The organism is Pseudomonas sp. P7779 (genome assembly GCF_013386315.1).
In the GTDB taxonomy this organism is placed as follows: Bacteria; Pseudomonadota; Gammaproteobacteria; order Pseudomonadales; family Pseudomonadaceae; genus Aquipseudomonas.
The window spans coordinates 13,118-37,236 of the sequence record NZ_JACARZ010000067.1 but is presented as its reverse complement, the minus strand read 5'-3'; the positions used below and the strand labels follow the sequence as shown (position 1 = coordinate 37,236).

Below are 24,119 nucleotides of genomic sequence, written 5' to 3'. Positions count from 1 at the left end.
ACTTTATGCGTCGCGCCCTGCTCTTCGCTTTTGCGCTGTTCGCCTTGCCTGCCGTGCAAGCGGCAGACCTTCACCCTTTCTCCGCCAGCTACACCGCCGACTGGAAACAGTTGCCCATGAGTGGTTCGGCAGAACGCAGCCTGACCAAGAATGACAACGGCAGCTGGACCTTGAATTTCAAGGCTTCCATGATGATCGCCAGCCTGACTGAAACCAGCGTGATCCGCTTCGACAAAGACGCCCTGCAACCGGTGAGCTACACCTTCGAACGCGGTGGCCTGGGCAAGACGAAGAAGATCAACCTCGACTTCGATCAGACGGCCAAGAAAGTCACCGGCTTTGAAAACAAGGACCCGGTCAACGTGGCCCTTCAAAGCGGCATGCTCGACAAGTCGACCTACCAGTTGGCATTGCAGCGCGATGTGGCAGCCGGCAAGAAAAGCATGAGCTACAACGTCGTCGAAGGCACTGATGTCGATACCTACGACTTCCGCGTGATCGGCCCGGAAAAGGTCCAGACCAAAGCCGGCTCCATCGATGCGATCAAGGTCGAGCGCGTGCGTGACCCGACTCAAAGCAAGCGCATTACCCAAATGTGGTTTGCCAAGGACTGGGGCGGCATCCTGGTTGCCCTGCGCCAGGTCGAGACTGACGGCAAGGAATACAACATCATGCTGCAAGACGGTACCGTTGACGGCAAGGCTGTCAAAGGCAGCTGATCCTCTGCGCAATGAAAGAGCCTCGCGTACGCGGGGCTTTTTTTCGCCTGTCGCCTGACGCCAACATGAAACTTTTGTCATAAAACTCAGCGCCCTGCGACGCAATGTCGCGGTTTCCGTGGGCTCGCGGGATTACTCCAGTTTCTGTAAAGGTGTGTTGCAATTCCTGGTTATTTACTTAGCAAGCTAACAAATCATATAACAAAGGCCTGCGACGCCTTGCCGCAGATCAACCAGAGATTGGAGCAAGCAGATGACTGTAAAAGTAACTGAACGCGACGATGAACATATGTCCCATGAAGCAGTAGCCCACGGGATTCACATCTGGGATGTACACCAGCAAGACCTGCTGGTCGGCATGTTTCACGACGAGGCCGAAGCTCATAATTATAAAAACGAGCTCGAGACCCTTGAGATGAAACGCCAGGCGCAAAGCTCCTGAAACTCTGAAATCCTGTAGATAACCAGCCCCACGCAGCTGGAGTGTCTATAAACACAAACCCCGCCTTTTGAGCGGGGTTTGTGTTTATTTGGGTTTGGGTTTGGGATTTTGGGGGCGCTTCGCGCCCCAGCGGGAGCAAGCTCCCTCGCCACAGCGAGCTGCCTCGCCACAACAAGCTCACTCACCACAATAAGCTCCCTTGCCACAATGGAGTTTCTAACGCATTACCACATCAGGTCATCAGGGATCTGGTAGGCGGCGTACGGATCATCCTCATCCGGCACCTGGCTTTCGGTCAGGACGTTCATCTGGACGATGCGCTCTGGCGCCCGCTCCTGGATCTTCAGCGCGGCTTCGCGCGGGATCACCTCGTAACCGCCACCGTGATGCACGATCGCCAGGGAGCCGTTGCTCAGCTTGTTACGCATCAGCGTGTTGACCGACAGGCGCTTGACCTTCTTGTCATCCACGAAGTTGTAGTAGTCCTCGGTGGTCAGCTTGGGCAGGCGCGAGGTTTCGATCAATTGCTTGACCTGCGCAACGCGGGCCTTGGCCTCGGCTTTTTCCTGCTGCTGACGGTTCAGCTCCTGGTCGCGCTTGACCTTTTCGGCATGCGCCTGGATGGCCAGGCGCGCCTGGCTGTCGTCCGCTTCGGCCTGGCCTTTATGCACCAGGCGCTGCTGTTTCTGTTTCTCTTTGCCGACCTGCTTGGCCTGCTTTTGGTTGACCAGGCCTGCTTTGAGCAACTGGTCGCGAAGGGAAATGCTCATGGTGCTTACTCACTTGGGCAACGGCTCAGCCGCAGCTGGACAGATTCTTTTCCTGGCGTTTGGCTTCGCCCCACAGGGCGTCCAACTCTTCGAGGGTGCAATCTTCTATGGGACGGTGGGTCTCGCGCAATGCCTGTTCGATAAATCGGAAACGTCGTTCGAATTTAGCGTTGGCTAAACGCAAGGCTGCTTCCGGGTCGACCTGGAGGTGACGGGCCAGGTTGACCGCCGCAAACAGCAGGTCACCTACTTCATCGGCGATGGCTGCCGGGTCGTTATCGGCCATGGCTTCGAGCACTTCATCCAGCTCTTCGCGCACGTTATCCACCACGGGCAACGCGGCCGGCCAGTCGAAACCCACCTGCCCGGCACGCTTTTGCAATTTGGCGGCGCGGGAAAGCGCCGGCAAGGCTGTGGGCACATCATCCAGCAGGGATAACTGCTGTGGGACGTCGGACTTTTCCGCACGCTCCTCGGCCTTTATTTCTTCCCAACGCTGCTTGACCTGCTCTTCGCTCAGCTGCGGAATATCCAGCGGCGCGTACAAGTCTCCCGTGGGAAACACATGCGGGTGACGGCGAATCAACTTGCGGGTAATGCTGTCGATCACCCCGGCGAATTCGAAGCGCCCTTCTTCCCGCGCCAGCTGGCTGTAATACACCACCTGGAACAACAGGTCGCCCAGCTCACCTTGCAGGTGATCAAAATCCCCGCGCTCGATCGCATCGGCGACTTCGTAGGCTTCTTCCAGGGTGTGGGGGACGATGGTGGCGTAGGTTTGCTTGATGTCCCACGGGCAACCGTATTGCGGGTCGCGCAGGCGGTTCATCAGGTGCAACAGGTCTTCAAGTGAATACATCAGTCTCTTTCCGCAGAAGTGGGAACGCTGAGGATCAAATGTGGGAGCGGGCTTGCTCGCGAAGGCGTCGTGTCAGTTGCCTGATATTTGACAGACACATCGCCTTCGCGAGCAAGCCCGCTCCCACATTTCAGTCCGCGCTCGTCCAGCTACTCATGGCGTGCGATTACGCCGGGTCTCAATAATGTTCGGCAACTGGGAAATACGCCCCAGCAACCGACCCAACGCGTCCAGCCCCGGAATCTCGATGGTCAGGGACATCAGCGCCGTGTTGTCCTCTTTGTTCGAGCGGGTGTTGACCGCCAGCACGTTGATCCGCTCATTGAGCAGCACCTGCGACACATCACGCAGCAGCCCGGAACGGTCGTAGGCACGAATGATGATGTCCACCGGATAGGTCAACACCGGCACCGGGCCCCAACTGACCTGGATGATCCGCTCCGGCTCGCGCCCGCCCAGTTGCAACACCGAGGCACAGTCCTGGCGGTGAATGCTCACCCCGCGGCCCTGAGTGATGTAACCGACGATGGCGTCGCCCGGCAATGGCTGGCAGCAGCCGGCCATTTGCGTCATCAGGTTGCCGACGCCCTGGATCTGGATATCGCCGCGCTTGCCCGGCTTGTAGCCGGTGGCCTTGCGTGGAATCAGTTCCAGCTGCTCGCTGCCCCGCTCCGGCTCAACCAGTTGCTGGGCCAGGTTGACCAACTGCGCCAGGCGCAGATCGCCGGCACCGAGGGCGGCGAACATGTCTTCGGCGATCTTCATGTTGGCCTTTTCGGCCAGCTTGTCGAAGTCCACCTGCGGCAGGCCCAGGCGTGCCAATTCGCGCTCGAGCAAGGTCTTGCCGGCGGCGACGTTCTGGTCGCGCGCCTGCAACTTGAACCAATGGACGATCTTCGCCCGCGCCCTGGACGTGGTGATGTAGCCCAGGTTCGGGTTCAGCCAGTCGCGGCTCGGCGTACCGTGCTTGCTGGTAATGATCTCGACCTGTTCACCGGTCTGCAGGCTGTAGTTGAGCGGCACGATGCGCCCGTTGATCTTGGCGCCACGGCAGTTGTGGCCGATCTCGGTGTGCACCCGGTACGCAAAATCCAGCGGTGTGGCGCCCTTGGGCAGGTCGATCGCGTGGCCGTCGGGGGTGAAGATGTAGACCCGGTCAGGTTCGATATCTACCCGCAGCTGGTCGGCCAAACCGCCGATGTCGCCCAGCTCTTCGTGCCACTCCAGCACCTGGCGCAACCAGGAGATTTTCTCTTCGTACTGGTTCGACCCGGCCTTGACGTCGGTGCCCTTGTAGCGCCAGTGAGCGCATACGCCCAGCTCCGCCTCTTCGTGCATCGCGTGGGTGCGGATCTGTACTTCCAGCACCTTGCCCTCGGGGCCGATCACTGCCGTGTGCAATGAGCGGTAACCGTTTTCCTTGGGATTGGCGATGTAGTCGTCGAATTCCTTGGGGATGTGCCGCCACAGCGTGTGCACGATACCCAGCGCGGTGTAGCAGTCGCGCATTTCCGGCACCAGCACACGCACGGCGCGCACGTCGTAGATCTGGCTGAAGGCCAGGCCCTTGCGCTGCATTTTGCGCCAGATGGAATAGATGTGTTTGGCCCGGCCGCTGATGTCGGCTTCAACGCCGGTGGCCTGCAATTCCGTGCGTAACTGGCTCATCACGTCGGCGATAAAGCGCTCACGGTCCAGCCGCCGCTCATGGAGCAGCGTGGCAATCTGTTTGTATTGATCGGGTTCGAGGTAACGGAAGGACAAGTCCTCCAGTTCCCACTTGATATGGCCGATGCCCAGGCGGTGGGCGAGCGGCGCGTAGATGTCGAACACCTCGCGGGCGACGCGGTTGCGCTTTTCGTCGTCGGCGGTTTTCACCGCCCGAATCGCGCAGGTACGCTCGGCCAGCTTGATCAAGGCGACGCGCACGTCGTCGACCATCGCCACCAGCATCTTGCGCAGGTTTTCCACCTGGCCCTGGGTGCCCAGCACCATCGACTGGCGCGGGCTGAGGCTGGCACTGATCGCCGCCATGCGCAGCACGCCGTCGATCAGCTTGGCCACCACGGTGCCGAAACGCTGGCTGACGGTGGGCAGTTGAATATGCCCTTCACGCACGCCGCGATACAGCACCGCCGCGATCAGCGAATCCTGATCGAGCTTGAGATCGGCGAGGATCTCGGCGATTTCCAACCCGGTGCGAAAGCTTGAAGTGCCTTCGGCCCACAGGTTCTTCGCCGCATTGTCTTGCTGTTCAGACTCACGAGCGAACTCGCAGGCTGCTTTCAAGGCTTCACGGTCCAGTGCCGGGTCGACACTGATGGCATGATCCAGCCATGCCTCGAGATTGATACTGCCGTCGGTGTTGATCGGCTGGTGTGCTCTCACCTGTACCATCTTGCTTACCTTCCCTACGACGCACCTTTTAGTGCGTCAAAATCATCGCTGACCTGCTTTACAAAAAAAGCTTGTGCACGCTCCCTGGCAGGTCACAGGCCCAGGAGATGCAGGCCAGTCGGATTAAACGGGCATCCTAGCCCGCTTCAAATAACGCCATGGCCTCGACATGGGCCGTCTGGGGAAACATGTCGAGGATCCCGGCACGTTTTAGCCGGTAGCCTTGCTTGACCAACTCGACCGTGTCCCGCGCCAGCGTTGCCGGATTGCAGGACACATACACCAGGCGATCAGCCCCCAGGGTAGCGAGCTTGCGCACAACCTCCAGGGCACCATCGCGGGGTGGGTCCAAGAGTACCGCAGAAAAGCCCTGTTTGGCCCATTCCGCGTCGGTCAAAGGCTGGGACAAATCGGCCTGAAAAAACTGAACATTATGCAAATTATTGCTGACGGCATTCTGTGCCGCCCGGTCCACCATGGCCTGCACGCCTTCCACCGCCACCACTTCCCGCACTTGGCGGGCCAGCGGCAAGGCGAAGTTGCCCAAGCCACAAAACAAATCCAGCACCCGCTCGTCGGGCTCCGGCGCCAGCCAATCCAGCGCCTGGGCGACCATCGCCTGGTTGACCCCGGCGTTGACCTGCACAAAGTCTCCCGGGCGGTACGCCAACTGCAAATCCCACGGTTCCAGACGATAGCCCAAGGCCTGGTCTGGTTCGACCGGTTGCGGCTGGCCCTCGCCATGCAGCCACAGTTGGGCTTCATGGAACGTGCAAAATTCCTGCAGGATCGTCAGGTCCGCTTCGGACAAGGGCGCCATGTGTCGCAACAACACGGCAATCGACGAACCACTGAATAATTCCACATGCCCCAATGCCTGAGGCTTGCTCAAGCGCCGCAGCATGTTGGGCAAACGCTGCATGATCGGTTGCAAGGCCTGTACCAGCACCGGGCAATCGTCGATGGCGACGATGTCCTGGCTGGCCACGGCACGAAACCCGACTTCAAGTTTCTTCGCCTTGGCATCCCAGCGCACGGCCACGCGGGCGCGGCGACGATAGCCGAATTCCGGCCCGCTCAAAGGCGCGGCCCACTCCTGGGGTTCGACACCGGCCACACGGGATAATTGCTCGGCGAGCATGCGCTGTTTCAGGGCGAGTTGTTCGTCATGGGGCAAGTGTTGCAGGCTGCAACCGCCGCAACGGCCGGCGTGGACACAGGGTGCCGGACGGCGCAGTTCGCTGGCGGTAAATACGCGCTCGGTGCGCGCCTCGACCACTTTGCCGTGGGCGCCCAACACCCGCGCTTCCACCTCTTCACCGGCCAGCGCACCCACGACAAACCAGGTGCGGCCTTCAAAGAACACAATGCCACGGCCGTCGTTGGCCAGGCGCTCGATGGTCAGGCGCTGCTTCTTGCCTACGGGAATCTGTGGGGCCCGGCTACCGCCCGTCGGTTGGAAGCGCAGGCCTCTCTCGTGCTTGGCCATCAGTTGGGCGCGTCGAAAATGCCGGTCGACAGGTAACGGTCGCCACGGTCACAGATGATCGCGACGATCACCGCGTTTTCCAACTCCTGGGACAAGCGCAACATCCCGGCCACGGCGCCACCGGACGACACGCCGCAGAAGATGCCTTCTTCACGGGCCAGGCGGCGGGTGGTGTCTTCGGCCTCACGCTGGGCCATGTCGATGATGCGATCGACGCGAGCCGCGTTGTAGATCTTCGGCAAGTACTCTTCGGGCCAACGACGGATCCCCGGGATCGCTGCGCCTTCCATCGGTTGCAGGCCGACGATCTGGATCTCGGGATTCTGCTCCTTGAGGTAGCGCGAATTGCCCATGATGGTGCCGGTGGTGCCCATCGAACTCACGAAGTGAGTGATGGTGCCCTGGGTCTGGCGCCAGATTTCCGGGCCAGTGGTGGTGTAGTGCGCCTCGGGGTTGTCGCCGTTGGCGAACTGGTCCAGCACCAGGCCACGGCCTTCGGCAGCCATACGCTCGGCGAGGTCGCGGGCACCTTCCATGCCTTCTTCCTGGGTGACCAGGATCAACTCGGCGCCGTAGGCGGTCATCGCCGCCTTGCGCTCGGCGCTGCCGTTGTCGGGCATGATCAGGACCATCTTGTAGCCCTTGATCGCCGCGGCCATGGCCAGGGCAATCCCGGTGTTACCGGAGGTGGCTTCGATCAGGGTGTCGCCGGGCTTGATCTGCCCACGCAACTCGGCGCGGGTGATCATCGACAACGCCGGGCGGTCCTTGACCGAGCCGGCCGGGTTGTTCCCTTCGAGCTTGAGCAACAAGGTATTGCTGGTGTTGCCCGGCAGGCGCTGCAAGCGGACCAGCGGGGTGTTGCCGACGCAATCGGCGATGGTGGGGTACTGCAAGGTCATGGCGTATTCGCAATCCAGACTGCGGGGGCGACTATCATACCGGGAAAGGCTGGCGGGCCATATCACGCAAAGTGTGGTGCTTATCGCTTAATGGAATAACTCAGGCGGGGCCGTGGTTTCTCTGGAACACTTCATCGCCCATCGCGGCAATCTGTCCTTCGATCAATGCCTCGAACGGTTTCAGCAGCGTCTCAAATGAGGTGGGCGCTTCAAGCACCTGCAACGCCTGCACGATGGCCTCCACCGTCGACAACGCCCCGGGCCCCGGTGCCTTGCGCAGCCGATAACGGGACACGGCGCCTTCCGCCAGCGTCACCCGAGGCAGCGCCGCCAATAAAGGATTGAGGTGCAGCAACTTGCGCGCCTTGCGCCAGGTACCGTCCGGCACCACCAACAGCAACGGTTCGTCGGATGGCGTATAGGCCTGCAAGGGTTGGGCATTTTCGTCCGGAAACAACAGACGCGCCTGATAACCCGGCGGATTCAACAACGCCTGCAAATCCTCAAACACCTCCCCCACCACCAACTGCGCATTCACCAAGCCCAGCGCCGCCAACCGCGCGGTATTCAAGGCGTGATTGACCTCACTCGGATGCTGCAACAGCAACACCCGGGTTCGGCTATCCAGCCGGGGAATCAGCGCGCACAGGCAGTGAGTGGTGGGCCGCAGGCAGCGGGAGCATTGGGGTCTGGACATGGGTTTTCAGGCCTGGTTGAGCTGGGCTTTGAGTAAATCGCGGAAGGTCTGGATCAGGGGTTCGCGGCTGCGGCCCCGGCGCATGATCATCGAGAACGGCGCCTGGTAACCAAAGGTTGCCGGCAGCAGTACCCGCAAATCCCCTTTGTCGGCCCAGGCCTGGGCGTAGTGCTCCGGGAGGTAGCCGATATAGGCGCCGGACAGCACCAGGATCAATTGCGCCTCCATACTTTCCACCGTGGCGGCGCTGTGCTTGAAGCCGTGACGCGCCAGTTCGGCCTGGCTCCAGTAACCACGACCGACCATGCGTTGCTGGGTGATGACTTGTTCGGGAATGCGCCGCTCGTTGAACAATGGGTGACGGGTGCTGCAATACAGCCAGTGCTGTTCGCGGTACAGCGGCATATAGATCAGCCCGCTCATCCGGTTGGAAAACGCACCGATGGCCAGGTCCAGGCGATTATCCTGGACGCCGAGTTGCAACTCGTAAGGACTCATCACCGACAGGTGCAAATGCACCGCCGGGTGTTCCTGACTGTAGGCGCCGATCACTTCGGCAAACGGCAAGGCCTTGTCGCTGACGGTGGAGTCGAGTACGCCGAGTTTCAGGGTGCCGCGCAGTTCGCCTTTGAGCGCGGCGGCGTATTGCTCGAAGCCTTCCAGCTCGCCCAGCAGGCGCAGGGTTTCCTGATGGAACAACTCGCCCTTGCTGGTGAGGCTGAACCCGCCCCGCCCGCGATGGCACAGCACCAGGCCCAACGCGGCTTCCAGCTGGCTCATGTAAGTGCTGATGGCCGAGGTCGACAGGTTGAGTTCGTGCTGGGCATTGGCGAAACCCTGGTGCCGCACGACGCTGACGAAGATGCGCAGGAGTTTCAGGTCGGGCAAGGCGTTGGCCATGGGCTCTCCAGAGGCGAACATAAAACCTGTGGGAGCGGGCTTGCTCGCGAATGCGGTGGATCAATCGAACCCTCCGTGACTGACACACCGTATTCGCGAGCAAGCCCGCTCCCACATTTGAACCGAGTTTACCTCAGGCATTAGTTTAGAAAAATCTGAACTAAGTATTTGCCCCTGCCGATTCTTCCCTTCCCATGCATTTCGCAGAATCGGCTTCTAATAAACAAAACGATGAGGCAATCCCGTGGACAAGATTTTCCACCAACCACTGGGCGGCAACGAAATGCCGCGCTTCGCCGGCATCGCCACCATGATGCGTCTTCCCCATCTGCAATCGGCCAAGGGCCTGGATGCCGCCTTCGTCGGCGTGCCCCTGGACATCGGCACCTCCCTGCGTGCCGGCACCCGTTTCGGGCCGCGGGAAATTCGCGCCGAATCGGTGATGATCCGCCCTTACAACATGGCCACCGGAGCCGCGCCGTTTGACTCGCTGTCGGTTGCCGACATCGGCGACGTGGCGATCAACACCTTCAACCTGCTGGACGCCGTGCGCATCATCGAAGAAGCCTACGACGAGATCCTCGAACACAACGTGATCCCGATGACCCTGGGCGGTGACCACACCATCACCCTGCCGATCCTGCGGGCGATCCACAAGAAACACGGCAAGGTCGGGCTGGTGCACATCGATGCCCACGCCGACGTCAACGACCACATGTTCGGCGAGAAAATCGCCCACGGCACCACCTTCCGCCGCGCGGTGGAAGAAGGCTTGCTGGATTGCGACCGCGTGGTGCAAATCGGCCTGCGCGCCCAGGGCTACACCGCCGAAGACTTCAACTGGAGCCGCAAACAGGGCTTCCGTGTGGTCCAGGCCGAAGAATGCTGGCATCACTCCCTGGCGCCTCTGATGGCTGAAGTGCGCGAGAAAGTCGGCGGTGGCCCGGTGTACTTGAGCTTCGATATCGACGGCATCGACCCAGCATGGGCGCCCGGCACCGGCACCCCGGAAATCGGTGGCTTGACCACGATCCAGGCGATTGAAATCATCCGCGGCTGCCAAGGCCTGGATCTGATTGGTTGCGACCTGGTAGAAGTTTCGCCGCCGTACGACACCACCGGCAACACCTCGCTGCTGGGCGCCAACCTGCTGTACGAAATGCTCTGCGTATTGCCGGGCGTGGCGCACCGCTGATGAGCGCCCAGGCCGAGGTATTAAAAGCCGCGGCCGACCTGGTGTCGGCCTTCGCCCGCAATGATCGCGACGCCTACTTCGGTGCGTTCAGTGCCGACGCCAGCTTCGTGTTCTACACCCTCCCCCAGCCGCTGCTGAGTCGCGATGCCTACCAGGTGTTGTGGGACAGCTGGCGCCGGGACGAGGGATTTGAGGTGCTGTCCTGCACCTCAAGCAACGCTTTCGTCAGCCTGCACGGTGACGTCGCGGTATTTGTGCATGACGTGGCCACCGAGCTGCGCATGAACGGGGAGCAATTCTTTAGCCAGGAACGCGAGACCATTGTCTTCAAGCGGCAAGGGGATCGCACACAACAAAAAGAAGGCCTGTGGCTGGCCTGTCACGAACATTTGTCCGCTATGCCGGAAGGGCTGCCGCCCCATTAGCCAATGTGATCGGAGCAGATCATGAATAATAAAAACAACGAAAACAGTATTCGCAACATAGAAACCAACGGCGTCGAACAGATCCCGGACCACGAACGTACCGCCGGGCCGAAGGATTTGTTTCGCCTGATTTTCGGCGGTGCCAACACCTTCGCCACCGCGGTGCTGGGGAGCTTTCCGGTGCTGTTTGGCTTGTCGTTCCAGGCCGGCGTCTGGGCGATTGTGCTGGGCGTGCTGGTGGGTGCGGTGATCCTCGCCCCCATGGGTCTGTTCGGTCCGATCAATGGCACCAACAACGCCGTGTCTTCCGGTGCGCACTTTGGTGTGCACGGGCGGATTGTCGGCTCGTTCCTGTCGCTGCTGACCGCTATTGCGTTCTTCTCACTGTCGGTGTGGAGTTCAGGCGATGCGCTGGTGGGCGGTGCGAAACGTCTGGTGGGCTTGCCGGAAACCGACCTGACCCTGGGCCTGGCCTACGGCGTCTTCGCCATTCTCGTGCTGACGGTGTGCATCTACGGCTTTCGCTTCATGCTGTGGGTCAACCGCATCGCAGTGTGGGCGGCGAGCCTGCTGTTCCTGCTGGGGATCTTCGCCTTCGCGCCGGCCTTCGACAGCCACTTCGCCGGCACCGTTGCCCTCGGCCAGACCGGCTTCTGGGCGGCGTTTATCGGTGCAGCACTGGTGGCCATGAGCAACCCGATTTCCTTCGGCGCGTTCCTCGGTGACTGGTCGCGCTACATCCCGCGGGAAACCTCGAAGATGCGGATCATGCTGGCGGTGGTGTTTGCGCAGATCGCCACGTTGATCCCGTTCCTGTTCGGCCTGGCCACCGCGACCATCGTGGCAGTCAAGGCACCGGACTATATCGCGGCCAACAACTATGTCGGCGGCCTGCTGGCGGTGGCACCGAGCTGGTTCTTCCTGCCGGTGTGCCTGATCGCGGTGATCGGCGGCATGTCCACCGGCACCACCTCGCTGTATGGCACCGGCCTGGACATGTCCAGCGTGTTCCCGCGCCTGCTGTCCCGGGTCAAGGCGACGCTGCTGATCGGGGTGATGTCGATTGCCTTCATCTTTATCGGACGTTTCGCCGCCAACCTGGTGCAGAGCGTGTCGACCTTCGCCGTGCTGATCATCACCTGCACCACGCCGTGGATGGTGATGATGATCATCGGCCTGATCGTGCGCCGGGGTTACTACTGCCCGGATGACCTGCAAGTGTTCACTCGCGGCGAAACCGGCGGGCGCTACTGGTTCAGCCATGGCTGGAACTGGCGCGGCCTGGGGGCCTGGATCCCGAGTGCGCTGGTGGGCCTGTGCTTCGTCAACCTGCCGGGGCAGTTTGTCGGGCCGCTGGGCAACCTCGCCGATGGCATCGACATCAGCTTGCCGGTGACCCTGGGCCTGGCCTCGCTGGTGTACCTGACACTGCTTCGCGTGTTCCCTGAACCGGCTGCCGTCTACGGGCCGACTGTGGCGAGGGAGCCTGCTCCCGTTCGACTGCGCAGCAGTCGCGAGGCCGCCTGATGAATTGCATGGAATGGATTGGGGCTGCCGCGCAGCCCAGCGGGAGCACGCTCCCTCGCCACACAGCCCCCTTTAGCCCCACATAAAAAAGATAATCGGAGACTCGCCGTCATGGCCTTAGATCTATTCGTCGTCCTCATCTACGCCGCCGGCATGCTGGTGCTCGGCTACTACGGCATGCGCCGCGCCAAGACCCATGAAGACTACCTGGTGGCCGGCCGCAACCTCGGCCCGACGCTGTACATGGGCACCATGGCCGCCACGGTGCTGGGCGGTGCGTCCACCGTCGGCACCGTGCGCCTGGGCTATGTACATGGTATTTCCGGTTTCTGGCTGTGCGCCGCGCTGGGCGCGGGGATCATTGCGCTGAACCTGTTCCTGGCCAAGCCGCTGCTGAAACTGAAAATCTTCACCGTGACCCAGGTCCTGGAGAAACGCTACAACCCCATGGCCCGCCAGGCCAGTGCGGTGATCATGCTGGCCTACGCGCTGATGATCGGCGTGACCTCGATCCTGGCCATCGGCACCGTGCTGCAAGTGTTGTTCGACCTGCCGTTCTGGATGTCGGTATTGGTAGGCGGTGGCGTGGTGGTGGTGTACTCGACCATTGGCGGCATGTGGTCGCTGACCCTGACCGACATCGTGCAGTTCGTGATCAAGACGGTCGGCCTGATGTTTATCCTGCTGCCAATCTGCCTGTACCGCGTCGGCGGTTGGGATGAATTGGTGGCCAAGCTGCCCGCGTCGAATTTCAGCTTCACTGAAATCGGCTGGGACACCATCATCACCTACTTCATGATCTACTTCTTCGGCATCCTGATCGGCCAGGACATCTGGCAACGGGTGTTCACCGCCCGCGACGAAAAGGTCGCCCAGTACGCAGGCACCTTCGCCGGTTTCTACTGCATCCTCTACGGCCTGGCCTGTGCGCTGATCGGCATGGCCGCCCACGTACTGATCCCGGACCTGGACAACGTCAACAATGCGTTCGCCGCCATCGTCAAAGTCTCGCTGCCCGACGGTATCCGCGGCCTGGTGATCGCCGCTGCACTGGCTGCGATGATGTCCACCGCCAGCGCCGGCTTGCTCGCCGCTTCCACCGTATTGACCGAAGACCTGCTGCCGCGCCTGCGTGGTGGCAAGCAGTCGAGCTTGAAGATCAACCGTCTGTTTACCTTGCTGACCGGTATCGCTGTGTTGGGTATCGCGCTGGTGGTGAGTGATGTGATCAGCGCACTGACCCTGGCGTATAACCTGTTGGTGGGCGGCATGTTGATCCCGCTGATCGGGGCGATTTTCTGGAAGCGTGCGACAACTTCCGGGGCGATCACCTCCATGACCCTGGGCTTTGTGACCGCGTTGGTGTTCATGATCAAGGATGGTTTGGACGCCAATACACCGATCTACTACAGCCTGGGCGTGGGCCTGGTGAGTTTTGTGCTGGTGAGTTTGCTGTCCCGTCGTCCGGAGGCTGTTGCGGCTCGGGCGATCTGAAAAAACAGTTGAAAGAAGCTTTCTTCAGCGGGTGCGACGTCGGATGTCGCACCCGTTTTTTTTATTCCCACATTGCCGAAACCGCCGGCGCTCTGGCCTGGATGACTTCCTGGACCAAAGACGCCCATACCAATCCCTGCGTGGTGCCCCCGGCATAAGTTGCCCCCGCGACAATGCGGTTGTAGGCGGACCAATGCACGATTGAAAGTCCATCTGCGGTGCCGGGCCTGGCACATTCGATTTGTTGCAAGTCGCCACGTTCGATTGCGCGGCTGCAGGACTTTGGAAAGTGTCGAGAAACGGCAGCCAGGCACGCCGCCCGTATCTGTTCCTTGTACTGCGGCGTCGAATCGGGCGGCACCTGCCCGGCGGAGACAAGGATGCAGTTCCCGTCCAGGCGGCAATTCATGACGCCGATTGGCAGGTCGTACTGCAGCTTGAGTCCGCGCATGTCGACACCTTCATCATCAACGGCGCGCAGCTTGAAAAACCAGCCAATGATCGGGATGACCTCTGGCTCGTCCACCCCCATGGCTGTGACGACAAAGTGCTCTCTACTCAGATCGGCAATTTGGACCGGACTCAGGTGCCGTGGCAGGAACTCAACCCCTGAGCGCTGCAAAAGCGTCACCATCTCATCCATTAAATGGATAAATTCCAGATCGTAGCCCGACACCTCAATCGCCCGCCCGACCTCGGGAACTCCATACATTGCCTGAAATTGCAGCTGACTGATCTCTGCAAGCTCTCGCCCTGGCTTGCCACTCGGCCAAGGCCTGTTTTCAATATCCCGTTGCTCGCGGATCGCGGCCTCCGTGCCACTGGAGTCGTCCACATAGGCTCGTACAATTCGCGATCGTGCAAATCGTGCCAGCGATGGGTTGTCGGCCAGGAATTTTTCAAACAGCTCGATGCCTGCGCGATTGCACTCAATGGCCAGGTACTGATTTGCGGGAGTCAGGTAATCGTTAGGCAGCGGTTTTGCAGTCGTCTCCGTTGCCGACAGATGACGCATGTTCACCTGCTTGTGACTGGCACCATCGCGCTGCTGATTTCCTCCGTAAACCGTGACCTGATAATTTGCCAGGCGGAACATCACGGCTTGGAGCAGCCCGTTGATACCTCTGTCGATGATCGACACACGCGGCGCACCGGCATCGGCTTGCCGAGAGGGGATCGCCAATGAGTGTGCAAGCTTGCGCCGGACAAGGCCGCGCAAGGCCATCAAGCTCAGTTGCACCGAGACCGCATAGTCGAGGTCGCAATGGCAGGCTTCGGTGGTGGCCGCCTGTGTGGTCAGCGTCGCCGGCTTGTACCACGTGGAGACACTGCAGCCGAGCGCTTGTGTGCGCACCCGAAACGCATCCAGTGTCCTGGGGCCGTAGTCCAATATGAGCTGGATATCTTCGGAGACTGCCAGGGTCTGCAACGCATCGTCGCTAAAGACATCCGGCTTGGCGACACAGACAAGGCGAGCCTTTCTGTGCAGGCACTGAATGAGGGTCCGATCAATGCGATAAATGGATTCATCATTCAGGGATAAGCATAGGGCGACTGCATTGGCCCCCTCGAGCGCCTCAAGCCAGTCGTCAACCAATGAAACCCTACAATCGGAAGAGGCTTTCCCGAAACTGTCCGACACTCGATCGCGTCGATCCAACACCTTAATCCGAACATCCGGATCTCGAGCAAGCAACAACTTAACAAGCTCTTTCCCTACATTGCCGTATCCCAGTACACAGATGTCATGGGGCAAGGAGCCATCGGCCAGCGTCAGCCAGTGCGCAATATAGGCAGCAACATGCGGCGCATTGACCCCTGGCGTGTTAATCACTCGAACATTGTTGCGCTCGCACAGATCCAATCGGATCTTATCCAGACTTGTACCTCTGCGGACCAAATAGAGTTCGCCAAATGGGTGGGATATACGCCATTGGTTGATGACGTCGGCATCAATAACCTGGTCTGCGACAACGAGCGTTGATGGGCGCAGCAGTGCAATCTGTATAAGCAGAGCCTGCTTGGTTAACGTCGGCGGGAAAAACACCACGTTGCCGGGTGCATCAGCTTTCCAGCCACGCGATGCAGGGGCGATATGCAAGATGTTTTCGGTGGTGGCAATAAGTGACGCGGCGACTGGCGGAACGGAAGAGAACATCATGGTTTTGTCTCCAACAGTTCTGACTGGCTCCTACTCCGGAGAGCGCAACTCAATGAAGTTGGGGGCTTGCAAGAACTGCAAACGCTACAAATCTTTTCGTGATGAAACTCAACCTACGCCTATCCTATTAATCAAATAAGCCCGTCGACTCTGACAAACAGGTAGTCCAATTCCGATACTTAATGGCAAAACTCGACTGACGCGCACACGTCCGGACTACCAATCGGTATGACCGTGGCATTGTTAAATTAAATATTTGAAGGATTATTCCGAAAGCAGGTGTCTTGAGAAAATCACCAAACCCCGGAAATGAAAACGTCCGGCCAAAGCCAGACGAAGAATTGAAGTACACAGCAACGGGTCATGATCAATCATGACTCCAATACATAGGCAAACCACCTAGCCGCGCCCAAACAAACATGCTTGAGCGCTTTCCAGGACTTACCTGCGACGCGGGCGACGCTGCTCGTCATCGGTGCGGATTGGCACCGGTTGCAGCGGTGGCTCGATCAAGCCGAGTGCGACGCCGAGGTCGTGCAGCCAGTTTTGCAGTTTCTCTTTCATGGTGCCCCCTTGGGGTAATGCCGAGCGGCTGGAATTCTGTGGCCGCTTCCTACAGATAGTAGTCTTAAGTCTTACGTATTGCTTGAACGAAACCACAACGAACTATTACTGAATTGATCAAAATCCTGACGGATCGTTCAAGCAATCGCTCGGGTTTCGGTTTCCGGTAGCACCTTGCCCTCCTGCTGCAGGTCAATCCACGCGTTGAGGTTAGCGCCGAGCATGCCCTTGCGCCACATCAACCAGGTGGTGGCGCTGGCAAAAGGCTCGGCCAGCGGATGAATGGACACGCTGTCCTTGCCCGGCAGGCTGTCGAGCATCGATTCCGACATCAACGCCACGCCGGAACCGGCGATTACACAGGCCAGCATGCCCTGGTAGGACTCGATCTCGATGGCCCGGCCCATGGCCACGCGATCGTGGGAAAACCAGGCTTCCAGGCGCGCCCGATAAGAACAACTACGTCGGAAAGTGAACACCGAACGGCCGGCAACATCCTGCGGCCCACGCACCGGAGGGTGATCCGCCTCGCAGATCAGCAGCAGGCGCTCTTCGCACAGCGGCACGCCGTCGAGGGTGGCCAGGGTCAACGGCCCATCCACCAATGCGGCGTCCAGGCGCCCGGTGATCAAGCCTTCCAGCAGTTCACCGCTGGGAGCTGACTGCACCTGCAGGTTCACCATCGGATACGCCTTGTGGTAACGCGCCAGCAGCTTGGGCAAATGAATCGCCGCCGTGCTGTACATGCTGCCGAGCACAAAGTCTCCAGCCGGTTGCCCGCCTTGCACCGCGCCATGGGCTTCGTCATGCAGGGCCAGCAGGCGCGCACTGTAGTCCAGCAGCACTTTGCCTGCAGGAGAAAGCTGCAAGCGCTGGCGCTCGCGCACGAACAGTTCGACGCCCAGCTGTTCTTCCATCTGTTTAAGCCGGGTCGACAGGTTGGACGGCACCCGGTGCAAGCGCTCAGCGGCACGGGTGATGGAGCCTTCCTCGGCCACGGCCTGGAAAATCCGCAATTGACTGAACTCCATCACCATTCTCCAAAACTGAACAAGTTACTCACTATTATTCATTTTTAAAGAAAGTCAATCCGCTTTAGCCTGATGGTCACTCGCTGCTCCCAGGAAAAACCACCATGTCACCGCTGATCCGCTTACTCGCCAGCTTTATCGCCCTGATGATGGCCATGGGCATAGGTCGATTCGCGCTCACCCCGCAAATGCCGCATTTGCTCAGTGAAGGGCAGATCGACCTGACCGGCGCCGGCCTGATTGCGGCGGCCAACTACCTGGGTTATTTCGTCGGTGCGGTGGATTCGATCTTTGCCCGCAGCCATCATCATGTACGCGGGCGTTTGTACGGTGGGCTGTGGCTGTGTGTGTTGCTGACCCTGGCGTCGTACTGGGCCCACGGGTTCTGGCCGCATCTGTTGTTGCGCTTTGGTACCGGTGTAGCCAGTGCATGGGCGCTGGTGATGATTACCAGCCTGAGCCAGCCGCTGGCCATTGCGGCCGGGCGCCCACGCCTGGGTGCGCTGGTATTTGCCGGGCCGGGGCTGGGGATTCTGTTGACCGGGTTGCTGGCGCTGGGCTCCAACTTGTTGGGGCAAGACTCTGCAACCTTGTGGCTGGTGTATGGGGTAGTCGCCCTGGTCATGCTGCTGGCAATCCTGCCGTTCCTGCCCAAGCCTTCCGCTGCCGACTCGCCCGTTGCCAGCCACACCGACGTGGCCAGCAACGGCAGCATCACACACCTGTGCTGGATCTACGTGTTGTATGGCCTTGGCTACATCATCCCGGCGACATTCCTGTCACAGATGGCCAGCGCGCAATTCAAGGGCGCATGGCAAGCAGACCTGTTCTGGCCCTGCTTTGGCCTGGCTGCCGCGATTGGCGTGGTGGCGGCAAGTTTGCGCCGCAAGGACCCGGACACTACCCGTCGCTGGCTGATGACAACCCTTTGGCTGCAAGCGGCCGGCGTGTTTGCCTGCCTGCTGGGCAACGGTTGGGGGCTGGCGCTGGGGGTGTTGCTGTGCGGTGGGCCATTCCTGGCGTGCATGCAACTGGTGATGGCGCGCTTGCGTGAGGTCGCCCCCCACGGCTACCAGCGCAGCACCGGGTTGCTGACCGCCAGCTTTGCGATCGGCCAATTGAGCGGTCCGTTGCTGGCGTCGGTGAGCAGCCACCTCAGCGGCGGCCTGCAACCGGCGCTGGTGGTAGCAGGCGCCGGTTTGTTGGTGGCCGGATCGGTACTGGTCAGCCGGCAACCATCGACACAGGCGCGCGAACCTGTTCACGCCGCGCCAACACCAGGAAAAACAGCCCACCCAGGAAGCAGCCGGTAAACCAGGCGAAATTGGCCATGCCCTGCAGCACCGGGGTGAAGGTAATCGCGACGCCCACCAGCGTCGCGGGCACCAGCGCCTTGACCGCCGTCCAGTTCACGCCGCCGTCAAAGTAGTAGCGCCCGCTCGAGCTGTCATCGAACAGCGCATCCACGTCGATCTTCTGTTTTTTGATCAGGTAGAAATCCACCAGCAGAATCCCGAACAACGGCCCGATAAACGCGGCGAGGATATCGAGGGTGTAGTGGATCATCAGCGGGTTGTTGAACAGGTTCCATGGGGTGATGAAGATCGAGGCCACCGCCGCAATCATTCCACCGGCACGCCAGCTGATTTTGCTCGGTGCCACGTTGGCGAAGTCAAAGGCCGGCGAGACGAAGTTGGCCACGATGTTGATGCCGATAGTCGCGGTGACAAAGGCGAACGCCCCCAGCAACACAGCCATGTCATTGTCGATGCGCGAAACGGTGGCAATCGGGTCGTGGAGCATTTCGCCGAACACCGGCAAGGTGCCCGAGACGATCACCACGGTGACCAGGGAGAACGCCAGGAAATTTACTGGCAAGCCCCAGAAATTTCCGCGACGCACGTCTTTCATCGTGCGGCAGTAGCGGCTGAAATCACCGAAGTTCAAGGTCGGCCCGGAAAAGTACGACACCACCAACGCGGTTGCCACGATGATTTGGCCAAACGCCTGCCAGCCTGAGAGGGATTTTTCCGCCAGGGTGAAGCTGATATTGGCCCAGCCAGCCTTCCAGACGATCCAGCCTGCCAGGGCAAACATCACCGCATAGACCACAGGCCCCGCCCAGTCGATGAAACGACGGATGGACTCCATGCCCGCCCAGAACACCAGCGCCTGGAGCGTCCACAGGCTGAGGAAACCGAACCAGCCCAGGTACGACAGGCCGGCAAAGTGCGGCTCTGCGTATACCGCCATCTGTGGGAAAAAGCGCAGCACCACGATGATCAATGCACTGGACGCCAGGTATGTCTGGATCCCGTACCAGGCCACTGCGATCAACCCACGAATCACCGCCGGGATATTCGCCCCGAATACCCCAAAGGCCAACCGGCAGATTACCGGGTACGGCACTGCCGCCTGCTGGCTCGGCTTGGCCACTAGGTTGGCGATCAATTGCACAATACAAATCCCGGCGAGCAAGGCGATCAATACCTGCCAACTGGCCAGCCCCAGGGCGAACAGGCTGGCGGCGAATACGTAGCCGCCGACGCTGTGCACGTCGCTCATCCAGAAGGCGAAGATGTTGTACCAGTTCCATTTTTGCGGCAGCGGTCCCAGGTCCTGGTTGTACAGGCGCGGGCTGTAGCCTTTTGGCAATTGTTCGGTCATCGCAGGGCTCCTCATAAATACCGGCCTGCCACCCGCGACGGGAGTGCGTACGGGAGGCGGCATGGTTTGTATACGAGTTGTTGAGCAGAATGCGTGCCAATGCAATAAAACTCGGCACAATCCCCCGTGGAGCTTGGCTCTTCAGGAGGCGTAGAGACGATTGAACGGTGGTGATTCGCTCAGGGATGGTGCAGGGCAATCCTGTACACAATCAATTGTGCACCCTGCGCGCACATTGATAGCCCACGGTGCAGCAAACGGCAGTCAGGAAGGTGCCCCAGGCGATGTCCATGAAGGCCAAACCGGCCGACCAGCCCTGCAGGGTTGCCCAATTGCTCAGGTCATAGGTGCCGTAGGCTACCAATCCCAGGAGTGCACCAAGCCGCGCGGCACGCTGCCAGCCGCCGCTCGCCAACGCAGGCAGGACGACAAGCACCACACAACCGAATACATAGAGGAGATAGAACGCCACGGCAGGGAACAGGCGCGGCTGATCAAGCATCAACGGGCCGAGCAGCGCTTTGTAGGTCGGGCCCATGAGGACACCGAGCCACAGGCCATCAAGCATCAGAAAGGCAAGCAACGTACCGAGGTAGGCGAAAAGCGTTTTTCTGGACATTGAGGCGGCCTTCTGCAGGAGCAAGCGTGCTCCTACAGAAGAGCAAACCGCGATCAGCTTAGTTCAATGCGATCCGCGTGGATCACGATGTGACCCTGCTTGTAGAGGGCGCCGATGGCCTTCTTGAAGTTGCCTTTGCTGACACCGAACAAACTGCTGATCAGTGCCGGGTCGCTTTTATCGCTGACCGGCAAGGTGCCGTTGTTGTCGCGCAACTTGGCGAGGATCTTGGAGTTCAGGCTGGAGGCCGCTTCTTCACCCACAGGCTGCAGACTCAGGCTGATATTGCCGTCGGCGCGAATTTCCTTGATGAAGCCTTTCTCTTCCTTGCCCGGGCGCAGGAACTTGAACACTTCGTTCTTGTGGATCAGGCCCCAGTGCTTGTTGTTGATGATGGCCTTGAAGCCCATGTCGGTGGCTTCGGCCACCAGCAAGTCAACTTCCTGGCCGACCTTGTAGGTGGCCGGGGTCTTGTCCAGGTAGCGGTCAAGGCGTGCGGTGGCGGTGATGCGCTTGGTGTGTTTGTCGAGGTAGACGTGTACCACGCAATACTCACCGGCGGTCAGCTGGCGCTTTTCTTCGGAGTAAGGCAGCAGCAGGTCCTTGGGCAGGCCCCAATCGAGGAATACACCGATACTGTTGACTTCAACCACTTTCAGACTGGCAAATTCACCCACCTGTACTTTTGGTTTTTCGGTGGTCGCGATAAGTTTGTCATCGCTGTCCAGATAAATGAAAACGTTGAGCCAGTCTTCATCTTCACTGGGAATATCTTTGGGGATATATCGGTTGGGCAAGAGGATTTCGCCCTCTTGATCACCATCCAGGTACAAACCAAAGTTAGTGTGTTTAACCACTTGCAAGCTGTTGTAGCGCCCGACTAAAGCCATCTCAAATACCCTCATTGCGTGGGCGGCATTCTACCCGAGTTGACGACGGCGGTCCCGCGTACCGGCGTACAGGCCTGAAAAATCATGGGTTTGCCGAGAAGCGCCCCGCTCGTCAGGTCATCGGGCTGAATCCGGCCAGTACCCACGGCCGGATTTCCTCGAGGGATTCGAGTTAAAACAGCAAGTTAGGTGAGTATTTCACTTAATAATCCAGGCGAATCATAAACCCTGCGTATATTTCAGGGGGATATTTGCCAAGCAATTGTCAAGCATTTCATGTACGATGCATGGCCAAGTTAATTCTCTACAGGTTAGTGGCCGCCATGCGCGTAAAAGCATCCAACAGCAAAGCAAAGCCAGCTCCCGCCGTTGAAACCAGCGAATCGATCAACAGCCAAATTGCTGCATTCCTCAAGCAGGGCGGCGAAATCCAGCAGATTGCCAAAGGCGTAAGCGGCCAGACTTTCGGCCCGTCCAAGCAGATCACCCTGGGTAAAAAGTAAGACTCGCGCATTACACCTGGTCCCTATGCGCTTTGCCTTTCAAGGCGCTAGGACTAGAGCCCGCACTACCCCCTGATACACCCCTTTATTACGCCAATCGACGAACGGGCCTCATCTGCGAACCATCGCCGGTATGCTTGCACACGTCTAGATCGGGCATTTGCCTGATATTTCCCGTTACTGCTCCTCGCTTTTCATGGAGTGAAGCATGCTCAAATCCTGCATATTCCTGGCCGGTGCCCTGTTGGCCAGCCCCCTCGCCGAAGCGCAGGTTTTCCAGCGTGAATTGGGTGATTTCGACCTGAAATTGGGCACGACACCCAGCCGAAGCATGGCTCAAGGCCTGGTAAAGCCCACGGCACCCGGGAGCGACTCGTTCCATGGCGGCCTGGACCTGAGCCACGGCAGCGGCCTGTACCTCGGCCAATTCTCACCGAGCATGGGCATTTCCCCGACCAGCAACCTGGAAGTCGACTCCTACCTGGGTTTCAAACGCCCCTTCGACCAGACCCTGGGTTATGAACTGGGGATGATTCACTACAGCTATCCCAAGCTGAGCCCCCTCGACAGCCAGGAGTTCTACGGCGGCCTGACCTTGCTGGGCAATCGCTTCGGCGCCTCCTTCAGCAACGACCCGGACCGGCAGGACAGCACCCTGTTCGCCGACCTCGGCGGCACCAAGCCGTTCGGCATCGGCGTCAGCATGAAATACACCACCCACCAGCTCGGCACCCCGGTCTCGGTGGCCGATGGCAGCTCGATCCGCAGCTTCAGCGACTGGTCGGTACAATTTTCCAGGCCATGGATGGGCGTCGACCTGAACCTGATCTACAGCGACTCCAGCCTCAGCGGCGGCGATTGCTCGGCCTACTCCGGACACAACTCGCAATGCGACGGGCTGTTGACCCTGAAGGCCGAGCGGGCGTTTTATTGATGGGCTGAACTGTCGCTGCCCTGACGGGTTCAGATGCAATACTCTCGTCTGCGCAAGGACTCGCTCATGCTGCGTCGGTTAAAATTTCTGGTGATCTTGCTGACCCTCAGCCTGGTGCTTGCCGGCTGCAATCGGGTGGGCCTGGCCTATCGCAATCTGGATGTGATCATCCCCTGGACCCTCAGCGACTACCTGGAAATGAACGCCGGGCAGAAGAGCTGGTTCAACGACACACTCAAGGAACACCTGGCCTGGCATTGCACCACCCAGTTGCCGGGCTACCTGGACTGGCTCGATCGCCTGCAACAGATGGTCGACACCAACCAGGTGACCGACGCCGCCCTGCAAACCCGTACCGCCGAAGCCAAACAAGCTATTGCCGAGAGCGCCCGGGCGATCACGCCGTCCGCCGTCGAGCTACTGCAGGGGCTGGACGACCAGCAAGTACAGGATATGGAGCAAGCGTTCGCCAAGGACCTGCGCAAGCGTCAGGACGAATACCTGAAACCGCCCCTCGAGCAGCAGATCAAGGAACGCGCCGAGCGCATGAACAAGCGCCTCGATGCGTGGCTCGGGCCGTTAAGTGCCAGCCAGCAGAATCGCGTCACCGCCTGGTCGATCGCCTTGGGTGAGCAGAACCAACAATGGATTGGCAACCGCGCCCACTGGCAAACACTATTTATCGCAGCGGTCAAAGACCGCCACAGCAGCGATTTCCCACAGAAGATCGAGCAACTGCTGGTGAACCGCGAAAGCCTGTGGACGCCAGAATATCGCCAGGCCTACGCCCAGACCGAAGCCGCTGCCCGCAGCCTGATCGTCGACCTGATGGCGGAAAGCACCGTGCAACAACGCCAGAAGCTGACACAAAAGATCGACAAGGTGCGCAGCGACTTCAAGGCACTTAAATGCCTGAAGGCTGGCACCCCATAGT

General features: G+C 59.9%; 23 protein-coding genes. 10 read left to right on the top strand and 13 right to left on the bottom strand.

Annotated elements, in window-relative coordinates; translation table 11 throughout:
* Positions 1-5: 5 nt before the first annotated feature.
* Together HX869_RS19840 and HX869_RS19835 are read left to right on the top strand one after the other, a co-directional pair.
* The gene (locus HX869_RS19840) at positions 6-719 is read left to right on the top strand and encodes a DUF3108 domain-containing protein (RefSeq protein ID WP_003210742.1); all 714 of its coding nucleotides are present in this window, start codon (positions 6-8) and stop codon (positions 717-719) included.
* Positions 720-972: 253 nt separating this feature from the next.
* Positions 973-1,161, top strand: coding sequence for a hypothetical protein (locus HX869_RS19835; RefSeq protein WP_003210741.1), 189 nt, complete (start codon positions 973-975; stop codon positions 1,159-1,161).
* A gap of 224 nt (positions 1,162-1,385) precedes the next feature.
* Here HX869_RS19835 and HX869_RS19830 read toward each other — a convergent pair whose 3' ends face one another.
* The 7 genes from HX869_RS19830 to HX869_RS19800 all read right to left on the bottom strand — a co-directional run bounded on the left by HX869_RS19830 (position 1,386) and on the right by HX869_RS19800 (position 9,175).
* A complete protein-coding gene (locus HX869_RS19830) occupies positions 1,386-1,931 on the bottom strand; it encodes a DUF2058 domain-containing protein (protein ID WP_003210740.1) in 546 nt (181 codons plus the stop codon).
* A gap of 25 nt (positions 1,932-1,956) precedes the next feature.
* Complete coding sequence (gene mazG / locus HX869_RS19825; RefSeq protein WP_008438185.1) at positions 1,957-2,790, bottom strand: nucleoside triphosphate pyrophosphohydrolase; 834 nt, start codon at positions 2,788-2,790, stop codon at positions 1,957-1,959.
* 153 nt (positions 2,791-2,943) lie between these two features.
* A complete protein-coding gene (relA, locus tag HX869_RS19820) occupies positions 2,944-5,187 on the bottom strand; it encodes a GTP diphosphokinase (protein ID WP_003210738.1) in 2,244 nt (747 codons plus the stop codon).
* A gap of 136 nt (positions 5,188-5,323) precedes the next feature.
* Positions 5,324-6,676, bottom strand: coding sequence for a 23S rRNA (uracil(1939)-C(5))-methyltransferase RlmD (gene rlmD / locus HX869_RS19815; RefSeq protein ID WP_087694818.1), 1,353 nt, complete (start codon positions 6,674-6,676; stop codon positions 5,324-5,326).
* Positions 6,676-7,578 carry a cysteine synthase CysM gene (gene cysM / locus HX869_RS19810; RefSeq protein WP_003210736.1) on the bottom strand — a complete coding sequence of 301 codons (903 nt, stop codon included), beginning with the start codon at positions 7,576-7,578 and terminating at the stop codon, positions 6,676-6,678. Before cysM ends, rlmD begins: the two co-directional genes overlap by 1 nt.
* A 100-nt stretch (positions 7,579-7,678) precedes the next feature.
* Positions 7,679-8,275 carry a tRNA-uridine aminocarboxypropyltransferase gene (locus HX869_RS19805; RefSeq protein ID WP_178903550.1) on the bottom strand — a complete coding sequence of 199 codons (597 nt, stop codon included), beginning with the start codon at positions 8,273-8,275 and terminating at the stop codon, positions 7,679-7,681.
* A 6-nt stretch (positions 8,276-8,281) separates the two neighbouring features.
* Complete coding sequence (locus HX869_RS19800; RefSeq protein ID WP_003210734.1) at positions 8,282-9,175, bottom strand: LysR family transcriptional regulator; 894 nt, start codon at positions 9,173-9,175, stop codon at positions 8,282-8,284.
* Positions 9,176-9,419: 244 nt separating this feature from the next.
* Between HX869_RS19800 and speB the strand changes: the two genes are divergently transcribed.
* The 4 genes from speB (at position 9,420) to HX869_RS19780 (ending at position 13,816) form a co-directional block, all read left to right on the top strand.
* On the top strand, positions 9,420-10,370 hold the full coding sequence (gene speB, locus HX869_RS19795; protein WP_003210733.1) for an agmatinase: 951 nt from the start codon (positions 9,420-9,422) through the stop codon (positions 10,368-10,370).
* The gene (locus HX869_RS19790) at positions 10,370-10,795 is read left to right on the top strand and encodes a nuclear transport factor 2 family protein (protein WP_003210732.1); all 426 of its coding nucleotides are present in this window, start codon (positions 10,370-10,372) and stop codon (positions 10,793-10,795) included. The genes speB and HX869_RS19790 overlap by 1 nt, the downstream gene beginning before the upstream one ends.
* A 21-nt stretch (positions 10,796-10,816) precedes the next feature.
* A complete protein-coding gene (locus HX869_RS19785; RefSeq protein ID WP_003210731.1) occupies positions 10,817-12,322 on the top strand; it encodes a cytosine permease in 1,506 nt (501 codons plus the stop codon).
* 111 nt (positions 12,323-12,433) lie between these two features.
* Positions 12,434-13,816 carry a sodium:solute symporter gene (locus HX869_RS19780; RefSeq protein WP_003210730.1) on the top strand — a complete coding sequence of 461 codons (1,383 nt, stop codon included), beginning with the start codon at positions 12,434-12,436 and terminating at the stop codon, positions 13,814-13,816.
* A 61-nt stretch (positions 13,817-13,877) separates the two neighbouring features.
* On the opposite strand, the gene HX869_RS19775 is transcribed toward HX869_RS19780, so the two are convergent.
* From HX869_RS19775 to HX869_RS19770, 3 genes are all read right to left on the bottom strand, one after another.
* Complete coding sequence (locus HX869_RS19775; protein WP_178903549.1) at positions 13,878-15,977, bottom strand: NAD(P)-dependent oxidoreductase; 2,100 nt, start codon at positions 15,975-15,977, stop codon at positions 13,878-13,880.
* Positions 15,978-16,418: 441 nt separating this feature from the next.
* Entirely contained in the window at positions 16,419-16,541 is a 123-nt protein-coding gene (locus tag HX869_RS31610; protein WP_003210728.1) for a PA1414 family protein, read from the bottom strand.
* 137 nt (positions 16,542-16,678) lie between these two features.
* Positions 16,679-17,572: a LysR family transcriptional regulator gene (locus tag HX869_RS19770; protein ID WP_003210727.1), complete on the bottom strand. Its 894-nt coding sequence runs from the start codon at positions 17,570-17,572 to the stop codon at positions 16,679-16,681.
* A 104-nt stretch (positions 17,573-17,676) separates the two neighbouring features.
* Between HX869_RS19770 and HX869_RS19765 the strand changes: the two genes are divergently transcribed.
* Complete coding sequence (locus HX869_RS19765; RefSeq protein ID WP_178903548.1) at positions 17,677-18,885, top strand: MFS transporter; 1,209 nt, start codon at positions 17,677-17,679, stop codon at positions 18,883-18,885.
* Here the strand turns inward: HX869_RS19765 and HX869_RS19760 are convergent.
* From HX869_RS19760 to HX869_RS19750, 3 genes are all read right to left on the bottom strand, one after another.
* Positions 18,797-20,239 (bottom strand): NCS1 family nucleobase:cation symporter-1, encoded by a 1,443-nt coding sequence (locus HX869_RS19760; protein ID WP_177028534.1) that lies wholly within the window; start codon positions 20,237-20,239, stop codon positions 18,797-18,799. The genes HX869_RS19765 and HX869_RS19760 overlap by 89 nt on opposite strands.
* Before the next feature lie 211 nt (positions 20,240-20,450).
* On the bottom strand, positions 20,451-20,858 hold the full coding sequence (locus HX869_RS19755) for a DUF2177 family protein (RefSeq protein WP_008438163.1): 408 nt from the start codon (positions 20,856-20,858) through the stop codon (positions 20,451-20,453).
* A 53-nt stretch (positions 20,859-20,911) separates the two neighbouring features.
* The gene (locus HX869_RS19750) at positions 20,912-21,748 is read right to left on the bottom strand and encodes a S1 RNA-binding domain-containing protein (protein ID WP_076014775.1); all 837 of its coding nucleotides are present in this window, start codon (positions 21,746-21,748) and stop codon (positions 20,912-20,914) included.
* 323 nt (positions 21,749-22,071) lie between these two features.
* On the opposite strand from HX869_RS19750, the gene HX869_RS19745 reads away from it, so the two are divergent.
* From HX869_RS19745 to HX869_RS19735, 3 genes are all read left to right on the top strand, one after another.
* Complete coding sequence (locus HX869_RS19745) at positions 22,072-22,251, top strand: hypothetical protein (RefSeq protein WP_003210722.1); 180 nt, start codon at positions 22,072-22,074, stop codon at positions 22,249-22,251.
* A gap of 208 nt (positions 22,252-22,459) precedes the next feature.
* Positions 22,460-23,185: a TorF family putative porin gene (locus HX869_RS19740; RefSeq protein WP_003210721.1), complete on the top strand. Its 726-nt coding sequence runs from the start codon at positions 22,460-22,462 to the stop codon at positions 23,183-23,185.
* Positions 23,186-23,251: 66 nt separating this feature from the next.
* Positions 23,252-24,118: a DUF6279 family lipoprotein gene (locus HX869_RS19735; protein ID WP_178903547.1), complete on the top strand. Its 867-nt coding sequence runs from the start codon at positions 23,252-23,254 to the stop codon at positions 24,116-24,118.
* Position 24,119 lies beyond the last annotated feature (1 nt).